10 protein-coding genes are annotated in these 9,609 nt (G+C 43.4%); 5 read left to right on the top strand and 5 right to left on the bottom strand.

Features of this window, described 5'->3' with window-relative positions:
• Positions 1-211: DUF3067 family protein (locus tag O9300_RS14680; protein ID WP_287970694.1), on the top strand; the 211-nt coding region annotated here is incomplete at its 5' end.
• Between the two features lie 181 nt (positions 212-392).
• Here the strand turns inward: O9300_RS14680 and O9300_RS14675 are convergent.
• Positions 393-1,103, bottom strand: a complete 711-nt coding sequence (locus O9300_RS14675) for a PEP-CTERM sorting domain-containing protein (RefSeq protein WP_287972389.1) — start codon at positions 1,101-1,103, stop codon at positions 393-395.
• A gap of 622 nt (positions 1,104-1,725) precedes the next feature.
• Between O9300_RS14675 and O9300_RS14670 the strand changes: the two genes are divergently transcribed.
• Both O9300_RS14670 and O9300_RS14665 read left to right on the top strand, forming a co-directional pair.
• Positions 1,726-2,409 carry a PHP domain-containing protein gene (locus tag O9300_RS14670; protein WP_190723073.1) on the top strand — a complete coding sequence of 228 codons (684 nt, stop codon included), beginning with the start codon at positions 1,726-1,728 and terminating at the stop codon, positions 2,407-2,409.
• Positions 2,410-2,630: 221 nt separating this feature from the next.
• Positions 2,631-4,529 carry an NAD(P)H-quinone oxidoreductase subunit F gene (locus O9300_RS14665; protein ID WP_287972386.1) on the top strand — a complete coding sequence of 633 codons (1,899 nt, stop codon included), beginning with the start codon at positions 2,631-2,633 and terminating at the stop codon, positions 4,527-4,529.
• 376 nt (positions 4,530-4,905) lie between these two features.
• Here the strand turns inward: O9300_RS14665 and O9300_RS14660 are convergent, their stop codons facing one another.
• From O9300_RS14660 to O9300_RS14650, 3 genes are all read right to left on the bottom strand, one after another.
• Entirely contained in the window at positions 4,906-5,226 is a 321-nt protein-coding gene (locus O9300_RS14660; RefSeq protein ID WP_061430112.1) for a type II toxin-antitoxin system PemK/MazF family toxin, read from the bottom strand.
• Positions 5,220-5,462: an AbrB/MazE/SpoVT family DNA-binding domain-containing protein gene (locus O9300_RS14655; RefSeq protein ID WP_287972384.1), complete on the bottom strand. Its 243-nt coding sequence runs from the start codon at positions 5,460-5,462 to the stop codon at positions 5,220-5,222. The genes O9300_RS14660 and O9300_RS14655 overlap by 7 nt, the downstream gene beginning before the upstream one ends.
• 460 nt (positions 5,463-5,922) lie before the next feature.
• Positions 5,923-7,347: a protein adenylyltransferase SelO gene (locus tag O9300_RS14650; RefSeq protein ID WP_502846399.1), complete on the bottom strand. Its 1,425-nt coding sequence runs from the start codon at positions 7,345-7,347 to the stop codon at positions 5,923-5,925.
• Positions 7,348-7,429: 82 nt separating this feature from the next.
• Between O9300_RS14650 and O9300_RS14645 the strand changes: the two genes are divergently transcribed.
• Together O9300_RS14645 and O9300_RS14640 are read left to right on the top strand one after the other, a co-directional pair.
• Positions 7,430-7,687 (top strand): CRR7 family NDH-1 assembly protein, encoded by a 258-nt coding sequence (locus tag O9300_RS14645; protein ID WP_190723076.1) that lies wholly within the window; start codon positions 7,430-7,432, stop codon positions 7,685-7,687.
• Positions 7,688-7,729: 42 nt separating this feature from the next.
• Entirely contained in the window at positions 7,730-8,140 is a 411-nt protein-coding gene (locus tag O9300_RS14640; protein ID WP_287972380.1) for a salt stress protein, Slr1339 family, read from the top strand.
• A 6-nt stretch (positions 8,141-8,146) separates the two neighbouring features.
• Here O9300_RS14640 and O9300_RS14635 read toward each other — a convergent pair whose 3' ends face one another.
• Positions 8,147-9,376 (bottom strand): hypothetical protein, encoded by a 1,230-nt coding sequence (locus O9300_RS14635; protein ID WP_287972378.1) that lies wholly within the window; start codon positions 9,374-9,376, stop codon positions 8,147-8,149.
• Between the last annotated feature and the right edge of the window lie 233 nt (positions 9,377-9,609).

The following is a 9,609-nucleotide window of genomic DNA, read 5'->3' as shown; positions in this document are numbered from 1 at the left end:
ATATCTCGAACAAGCTTCTTTTCCCCTCTCCGAGTCTGAATATCTGGAACATCTCAATGCGATCGCCAATTATCTCCACGAATGGGGTGGTTTTAGTCAATTTCAAGCTTTTATCCGCGAAACCCGCGAGCGTCCCCGTCTTGGTAAAGCGGTTAGTCTGGCCTTAGATTTAGGTGAAAGGGCCTCGGAATGGCTGATCAGTGATCAGTGATCAATTATCAGTGACCAGTGGGATTGTTAAGTGAACAGTATACTGCATTTAAATTGCGTATTGGATATTTTAATACAAATGCTCGAACTCCCCACTCCCCCACTTCCCCATCTCCTTCTCTAGCCACATAAAAAGGCGTTAAGATTAACCTTAACGCTTGCTTTTGATTTAATGACAGTGACTAGCTCTTGCGACGAGCGAAAGCACCAACACCAGCAACGGCTAAGATACCCAGGATAGCAGAGGGTTCGGGGATGTCAATTGATTTTGTTGTTTGTGTGAAGTCGTTGGTGACACTGTTAAGGGAACCGGTGGGAGAATCGACCCGGTAAGTGTCTCTGACGAAGAGTTTCGTGATACCGGACGGAACTGGAACCATGGCACCAGAAGCACCCAACGCGGTCGTAGCCGTCGAAGTTCCGATTAACGCCGACCCATTGATACTATCTGACCAAACCATCTTCTCCGTAAAGATACCCGAGTTACCTGCGCCAGTTGCATCATAACCAATACTGAAATCTTTGAACATCTTCGCCGGATCAAGGATCTCGACCGTGTAATCTATGACGAAAGTACCTCCGGATTGGGTCAGAGCGGGACTTGGTCTGTAGTTGAAGGTGTGTCTGTCTATAGTCGTTGACAAGATTTGATCTATGAGAAGAACCCCGTTATTTATAGGACCAGACGTTGGACTGGAGGCGAGGAATGTGAAAAGCTTGTCTCCCACTAGGCAAGGAGCAGACTTGAAACCAGAAAACAGTTGTCCCAATGGTAGAGGACAATCCGCCGCCTGCGCCTGGACGGGGGCAGTATTGGCAAAGCCGAAAGCGGCAACGCTGCCAGCGATAGCAAGAGCGCCAGTGGTTAGTCGTCTAGAGATGTTTGTGATCATTTTAAGTGGTTTGTTACTTTTTATTAGGGCAAAGTACGTAGACTACGCACTCTAGTATAGTTATAACCTTGGACAGATGAAATGTCAAGTGAATGAAATGAAAAGAAAGTGAGATGCTCCCCAGTAGGGTGAGTTAGCGTAACTCACCAAAAACCTTTCTTTGTGGTGCGTTACGGCAATATTCAGAGCTTGATTTTTGCCCTAAAAACAAGGGATTGCCTAACGCACCCTACCCAACTACCCAACTACTAAAGACTTGTGTGATTTGAAGCGGTCAAGGAAGTATTTATGGTCACAGGTAAGCTAAAACGCAGATGATTACACCTCGACCTAATATTATGTCAAGACTAAAAGTTTTTCTAGTTAGGGTTTGCGGCAAAAAGTTTTTCGGTGGGGGCAGGGTGTGGGGTGTGGGGTGTTAGGGTGTTAGGGTGTTAGGGTTTTAGTTGAAATTCCCCATTCCCCCATTTCCCCATTTCCCCACTTCCCTACTTCCCCACTTCCCCACACCTTTGAAAGAGGATTTAGTATTAGTGGTAACAGCAGCTACCCAATTTTTTTTGGTATTTGCTATGCTGATTGTTAACAATTTGTAATCTTTGGGAAATTTCCTCAATACTGCATGGTCGTTTCTGCTACAATTCCACCCCTAGCTCAAGATACCCTCGCCCTGAAAGCGGTGTGGGCAAATGTCGGCTATGATAGTTGTCCCTACCATTACAATTTCCATCTTCATACCCATTGTTCCGATGGTCAAATGAGTCCCCAAGACTTGATGAGACAAGCGTTAGATATCGGACTAAAAGGATTAGCAATTACTGATCATCACTCGATCGAAGGTTATCGACAAGCCCAAATTTGGCTAGAAAATCAGCATTTAAAGAGTTCTCTACCCCATCTCTGGACAGGGGTAGAAATTACGGCGAATCTCTTAGAGACAGAAGTGCATATTCTTGGCTATGGTTTCGATCCTACTCATACCGTTTTGACTCCCTATCTGCAAAGAGCCAAACCGGAAGGAGATCTAGCTTTGGCCTCTAGAGTCATTAACAGTTTACAGCAAGCGGGGGCCCTAGTGGTTCTCGCCCATCCCTTTCGTTACCATCGCCCCGCAGCCGATTTAGTAGCGGCGGCGGTAGAATTGGGTATTGATGGTATTGAGGCCTTTTATGCCTACGGCAATCCCAAACCCTGGCTACCGAGTCAACGGGAAACCGAACAAGCACTCGCTCTTAGTCGTCAATATCAATTATTCGCCACCTGTAGCACCGATTCCCACGGTAAATCTTTATTACAGCGCATTTAGCCTGATCCCGGGATTAACTGTAAAATAACTAAATTGACTAAACTCGCTCCCTTCTCGATCGAGTGTTAGTTTTTTATGGCCGTTGATCAGTGATCAGTAATCAGTAACCAGTAACCAGTGAAAGAGCCTAAATTTGTTGAAAATTGAAAACTTAAACCTGATAACTTAAAACTTAAACCTGATCACTGATAACTGATAACTGATAACTGATAACCCCCTGAATGAAAGATTTATTCCTTTACACTTGCTGGTTAATTCCCATTTATGGCTTAATTGGTTCGATTTTAACCTTGCCTTGGTCTTTAGGCATTATTAGTCGCACCGGTCCGCGGCCGGCCGCTTATATTAACCTATTGATGACCGTATTAGGGTTAATACACGGAACGATCGCTTTTAATCAAATTTGGCATCGAGAGACGATTAAACTGACTTTTGAATGGGTAAAAGTGGCCGATCTTAGTTTATCCCTTTCGATCGAACTTTCTCCCGTCAGTTTGGGGACGCTGGAAGTGATTACCTTAATCAGTCTCTTGGCCCAAATCTATGCCCTTGGCTACATGGAAAAGGATTGGTCTTTGGCGAGATTTTATGGCTTAATGGGCTTTTTTGAGGCAGCTTTGGGGGGAATTGCCCTCAGTGACTCCCTACTATTCAGTTACGCTTTCCTAGAGATGTTAACGGTCTCTACCTATCTCCTCGTCGGTTTTTGGTATGCCCAACCTTTGGTAGTAACCGCGGCCCGAGATGCCTTTTTAACCAAGCGCGTCGGCGATATTATTTTATTGATGGGTTTGGTGGCTCTGTCCAGTTACGGAGAAGGATTGAGTTTTTCTCAGTTAGAAAATTGGGCAGTAAATAACCCTGTACCGCCTCTGACGGCGACTTTGTTAGGATTAGCCCTTATTGCTGGTCCAACGGGTAAATGCGCCCAATTTCCCCTGAATTTGTGGCTAGATGAGGCGATGGAGGGACCAAATCCAGCCGGAATCATGCGGAATTCGATCGTGGTTTCGGCGGGGGCCTATGTTTTAATTAAGCTGCAGCCGGTGTTTACCCTATCTCCGATCGCTGCCAATGTTTTAATAGTGTTGGGGACAATGACGGCAATCGGTACTTCTCTGATGGCCTTATCCCAAATTGATATTAAACGGGTTTTATGCCACTCCACCAGTGCCTATCTCGGTTTGGTCTTTATTGCGGTGGGATTAGGTCATGTGGATATCGCTTTACTAATTTTATTCTCCCATGCGATTGCAAAAGCTTTATTGTTTATGAGCGCAGGAGCCTTAATTCTCACCACCAGTAACCAGAATATCACGGAAATGGGAGGAATTTGGGCAAGAATGCCGGCTACAACCACGGCTTTTTTAGGAGGTTCCGCGGGGATGACGGTTTTAATGCCCCTAGGGATGTTTTGGACATTAAAACGGTGGTTAAGTGGTGAATGGGCGATTCCTTGGTGGTTATTAGCGGTTTTAATCTTTGTTAATTGTCTTAGCATCGTCAATCTTACTCGGGTATTTCGTTTAGTCTTTTTGGGACAAACCCAAAGTAAGACCCATCGCACCCCGGAAGTGGCGTGGCCGATGGCTTTGCCCATGGTAGCATTGATTTTAATCGCTTTATTGGCCCCGATTATTCCCCTACGTTGGGATTTTTGGCTATCTTTCACCAATCCCCTCCTTAATAACCAGAGTTTTACTATTGTCTGGGGTTTTCCCTTACTGATGGCCTCTGGAGTAATTGGCCTAGTTATCGGGTTAATGGTAGAGTTAAGACGAGCTTGGGCGAGACCAACCGGGTTAATACTGCGATTCTTGCAGGATTTGTTCGCTTATGACTTCTATCTTGATCGCATCTATCAGTTTACCGTGGTTTTAGCCGTGGGAAGCTTGTCAAAAATTACCGCTTGGCTCGATCGTTATATTATTGATGGTCTGGTTAATTTGGTCAGTTTAGCGACGATTTTTAGCGGCAGTGCCTTAAAGTATAATGTTTCCGGTCAATCACAGTTTTATGTCTTGACTATTCTATTCGGAATAGGGGGATTAATCTGGCTCTTATTAAACGGTCAATGGTCACTGATAACTGATTATTGGTCATCCCTTTTGACTCGTTGAACCCTGTGGCAACTTTTGCCCCTCTATTTTAACCTAAACATTGGGAATCTTCGCTAACATTCCTCAACTGGGCCCACCAGAGCGGCATCGCACTTAAAGTCACAGCTTCAATCAATCTGCATGGTGCGTTCCCAAAAATCGATCGGTGGAGCAGAGGGAACGCACCCTACGGCTCTCTAACTGCAAACAATCTCCTTGAAGGAGACTTATCACATGAAGCCTTCTAGAGTTCTAGCAAAGATTCTTATATCTGACTGCACTTTGTCACAAAATTTTACTATTATTTTGACACTCTTAATGGTTAGAAGGGAAACATTGATCGCCATCTATCAAATTAGAAAAAAGCGATCCTAAAACCGAATAAATTCAGTAACAATCAGTAGTGAAAAAATTCAACCAAGCGATCAGCGACTATCATTGCTAATCGTTGGTCAAGACTGCCAATTTTGGCAACAATTCGGATTTTGTCAATCGCCCTAATTTGGTCTAAAGCGATACTGCCGCGCACATTTTCTTGGTCAATTGTGATTCTAGTTGGGTAATTTTTGATAGTACCGGTGATTGGTGCAATAACGACTGTTCTTAATCGAACATTAATCTCACTAGGAGAAACAACAACACAAGGCCGAGTTTTTTGCAGTTCAGACCCCCTAGTTGGATCGAGTGCCACCAACACGATGGCAAATCTTTCTACCATTGGTTTTCTCGCTCAAACTCGTTTTCTACCCCCAACCAATCCTGTAAATCCGCTTCAAGAGGAGTATCATCAAATAACTCAGCCCAACCTTCCCTCACCTTCTTTTTAGCACTCAGAATAATCATTTTACCATCAACTATCGCCTCAACTTCATCTGTAAATTCACACTGTTCCATGATTGCTTGAGGAATTGTAATTGCTTGGGAATCACCGATTTGTACGATTTTCAGTAACATTTTGACGACCAGATAAACATAGGATAATTATATCAATCTATACCGATCAGAGGCAGATCACCGCTCCCTATTTTTTCAGAAAAGCGATCACCCGATTAAAGGTGATCAAGTTATCTCAAGGATTTGCTAGCATGGGGATGCTAACAACTTATTTAAGGATGAGTAAGTGGATGTGGTGGCAAAGTTCCCAATTAGATCGTATTGAACCTCTTGTAAAAATCAAAAATTGTTGTTAGGGTGAGGAGTCAGTAGCCAGTAGTCAGTAGTCAGGAGAATTAAGAATGAATAATAATTAATTAAATGGTCTATTTACAGATTTTATGCCATTTAATCCTTATTCTTATCGTTTTTAAACCTTCAAAAATTAATTATACAATACGTTTAATTAATTACACATATCTAACCACATCTTGCCTCTCCTAACCAAGAAATTAATTTTGCACCACTACTTATTACTTAATTACTGTCTATTCTGTAATTTTATCACTAATTCTTGGAAAGGTTGCCAATCGTCTTCATAGGTAATTGCCTCCCAAACCGATTCGATTAGCGGTCTAAGTAAAGCGGTTTTAGGATTATAATGCGTTAAGGTATCGCCAATTTGAGTCAAGGAATCTGGGGGTAATTGATTTAAGACCAAACTATATAATTCTCGCCAACGTTGCCAATCAGCTTTCGGTAAATCCATATTTTCAAGAATTAGAGAACTATTTTCTCGCCAACCGTAATTAAATTGTTCACTTAATTGATAGAAAAAGTCATGATAACCGAGGCCGGTTTCTTGGAGAACTTCCACGGTTTTGCTGACCAGCAAAGCGGATTCGGGAGTAAAAATATCCTCAAAACCTAACTTTTTGAGCATCATTTTTTGATAATAAAAATTGTAATGCTGGTCATATTTAGCCAAAGCCATATCTAACTCTAACAAGGAGATGACCATCGACAGGGGAGATTGCAGTAACTCTAGATTTAAGCGACAGATAAAAGGCTGATTACCATAACTATAACGGCCGCCGTAGTCGAAATAGGCCGCCGTAAATTGGGGGTTATAGGAAGGAATAAAAGCGTAGGGACCATAATCGAAACTTTCCCCGGTAATTGACATATTATCGGTATTGAGAACCCCATGACAAAAACCGGCGGCCATCCATTGGGCTGCTAATTTAGCGGTTCTTTCAATCAAAGCGGCGTAAAATTTTAAATAGCGATCGCTATCTTGGGGATCGATTTCAGGATAATAATAAATAATCACATGATCGAGGAGTCTTTTAATTAAATCGCTACGTTTAATATGAAATAAACGCTCAAAAGTCCCAAAACGAATATGAGAATTACTAACTCGAATCATCACCGAAGATCGCGTCGGGGAAGGTTCATCGCCGCGCCAGAGGGATTCCCCCGTTTCCACCAAACTCAAACAGCGAGAGGTATTCACCCCTAAACTGCGTAAAGCTTCCCCGGCTAAGACTTCTCTGACTCCACCCTTGAGAGTTAACCTACCGTCCGCATGACGGGAATAGGGGGTCCGTCCCGATCCTTTCGTACCAAAATCGTATAATTTGCCATCAATACCCCTAACTTGACCGTAGAGAAAACCGCGACCATCCCCTAAAAAAGGATTATACTCGCCAAATTGATAACCGTGGTAACGCAGGGCCAAAAAGGGGGTAAGGGATTGAAATTTACCAAAAGCCTCGATAAAATGCTCATCTAAGCTTAATTCTGGCTGAATTCCCACCAAAGGTAATAAAGCATCATTGCGAAAACGAAGGATATGACGGGGAAAATCCGCGGCCGCGACTTGATCGTAGTATTGGTCCCCCAAGTCCTGCATGGCGCTTTCGTAAGGGAGACTGAGAAAGGGATTGGTGAGATGGTCTGTCATAGTGGTGGTGTCGATCGAGCGTTGAGGCGATAAAGTGGTAAAGATAGCCAAAAAATTTTCCTACTGAGACTATCAAACAGCGATGCCCGATTCTATTATGTATCAAGGGGACTATTTTCTTGTCCTTGAGGCCGATCAAACTGAACAATTCCAGACTCCCGACCAGTTGCGGGATAAGTTAAAAGATTTAATCACCGCAAAACCGGAGATTTGTCCCCGACAATTGGCGAAATTCTCTAGTTTTGAGGAAAAAGCTCTCTATCTGCGCGATAATTACTGCGAGTTGGACCTGGGTGAGAAGGGTTATTTACAATGGTATCTAGTGCGTTTGGAAAAATAAGTAAACCCGCTTTTTAACTTTTTACTTTCTAACTTGATCATTATGGGAGAAATAGAAGATTTACTGGCACAAATGAAGGCAGAATACCAGAAACGGGATCAGGAAAAACCGATGCCGTCCCCTTCTTCTCGCCAAGAAAAAGATCGTTCCCTGGCTGAATTTAAGGTTAATTATGCCAGCGATTCTTCTACCGATGCGCTTTTAAAAGCTTTAGCCTTAGAAAACCAAGAAAGGCAACAACAGGAGGCAGCGGAAAAAGAAAAAGCAGCGGCATTAAAAAAGCAGCGTAAGCGAGAAGCTTTAACTAGAAAGGCGAAGCAATGGTTAGATAAATTGGATGCTAAATCGGAGGAAGGACGCTGGTTTGAGGAGTTTTCCTATGGCTACGATTCTCCTTTAGAAGCGGCGATTGCCTATCTAGAAGCTTTGGGAGAAGTGGACATTTCTAAATGATCAGGTCTAATTTAAAGTTGTGGGTAAATTTGCTTGGTCAAAAACTCGATTATGCCACCAAATATTATCACCAGCTAGAATATTTGTGCCGTAACGAGGGACGATGCCATAAACAGTGCCGGGGTCATAATCCAAAGCTTGACTGATGAGATTGTAGAGACGTTGTAGATCAAAACCCCGGGGGTCACAATGGGGATATTTTCCTTGATTAATCAGAAAACTATCCACGGCAAAATGGCTGACAATTTGCGGTAATTGTCCCGTTTGTAAGGCTGCGAGGAGATAATATTTCGCCGTTTGTTGGTATTGAAAATCGCTGTAACCGGGGAGGGGTTGCAAGCGTCCTTTGGTCAAACAGTGGGATCCCGGCGCCTGTACCAGTTCAATGTTAACGCTGGAGATAACCCGACGATTTCTTTCGGCAAAAACTGGTCGCAAGCGATCGCAATTAGGGTGAGATAGCTGCTGACAAATCGCTTCTGTTGCCCATAATGCGGTGCTTTTTGCCCCATCAAAGTAATTTGTGGGATATTCTTTGACTAAACGCCTAAAGACGGCTTCTGAAGGCGTATTTAACCAAATTCTTGCTCTTTTTTCTAACTCAGGAGCCGATCGCGTACTCAAAGGAACACCCTCTAAAGCAAGTGCAAAACCCTTGACGCGGATAGTTTCTGGGGTAAGTTGCCACAGTTGACGCACTAATTGATCTCTGGTGTCTGCGGGCAGCATTTCGGCCGCTTGTTCATAAAAAGTGGCAGTGGGACGGTGACGTTCAAAAAAAGGCCGGGCGATCGAGTCTAAAATGTCTCTATCCCTGGAATTCTGTTTGCGGGGGATGTAAACATTGGGACCCAATTTCATCGGACCGCGAGCATATTTTTTCTGTTCTTCGATGTTACCCGCAGTCATACTCCAAGCTGTGTCGTGGAGAATAAACAAAGGGGTGCGATCGAGGGTTAATTCGGTTTCTGGCGGGGTAATTTGCAAAAATTCGGCGATTTTCTGCTTTTCTAACTCATCTAGACTCTTACCGGCTAAATTCTCCCCCACAGTGGAGGGATTAAAAATATTTATGGTGGCAGTGGAAAGACTAGAGGTATTCAGTTTTAAAATCAGTAGGGACAAGACCAAGCTAATCACCAAAGAAGTCACTCCCCATCGCCATTGTTCCGGGGGAAAGATAGAATATCTAGGGAGAGAAAATTGTCTTGATTTTTGCCGTCTTTGTCGATTCATCGGACTCTTTTAACTCTTTCCACCCATTGTATTCACTTTCTCGAAAAAGGGAATTAATACTAAATCCGTTGAGTATATGCTACCTATCAGGATAGTGGGACTTAGGCGTTTTCGGTCAGCAAAAAAGGCTCAAACCATTACGGGACAAAGGGTTAACCTCGATTGATGATTTTCCTTGATCTATCTGGGTTTCAGCGATTTTGGGCTTCTCGAAGTAAATCCCAAGCGGGGAT

Source organism: Microcystis sp. LE19-195.1E (assembly GCF_027532095.1).
Classification (GTDB): Bacteria; Cyanobacteriota; Cyanobacteriia; order Cyanobacteriales; family Microcystaceae; genus Microcystis; species Microcystis aeruginosa.
This window is presented reverse-complemented; position numbering and strand designations above follow the sequence as displayed.

Coding starts and splice junctions, on each gene's coding strand:
- O9300_RS14675 (WP_287972389.1), bottom strand. CDS start 1,103: ATGATCACAAACATCTCTAGACGACTAACCACTGGCGCTCTTGCTATC.
- O9300_RS14670 (WP_190723073.1), top strand. CDS start 1,726: ATGGTCGTTTCTGCTACAATTCCACCCCTAGCTCAAGATACCCTCGCC.
- O9300_RS14665 (WP_287972386.1), top strand. CDS start 2,631: ATGAAAGATTTATTCCTTTACACTTGCTGGTTAATTCCCATTTATGGC.
- O9300_RS14660 (WP_061430112.1), bottom strand. CDS start 5,226: ATGGTAGAAAGATTTGCCATCGTGTTGGTGGCACTCGATCCAACTAGG.
- O9300_RS14655 (WP_287972384.1), bottom strand. CDS start 5,462: ATGTTACTGAAAATCGTACAAATCGGTGATTCCCAAGCAATTACAATT.
- O9300_RS14650 (WP_502846399.1), bottom strand. CDS start 7,347: ATGACAGACCATCTCACCAATCCCTTTCTCAGTCTCCCTTACGAAAGC.
- O9300_RS14645 (WP_190723076.1), top strand. CDS start 7,430: ATGCCCGATTCTATTATGTATCAAGGGGACTATTTTCTTGTCCTTGAG.
- O9300_RS14640 (WP_287972380.1), top strand. CDS start 7,730: ATGGGAGAAATAGAAGATTTACTGGCACAAATGAAGGCAGAATACCAG.
- O9300_RS14635 (WP_287972378.1), bottom strand. CDS start 9,376: ATGAATCGACAAAGACGGCAAAAATCAAGACAATTTTCTCTCCCTAGA.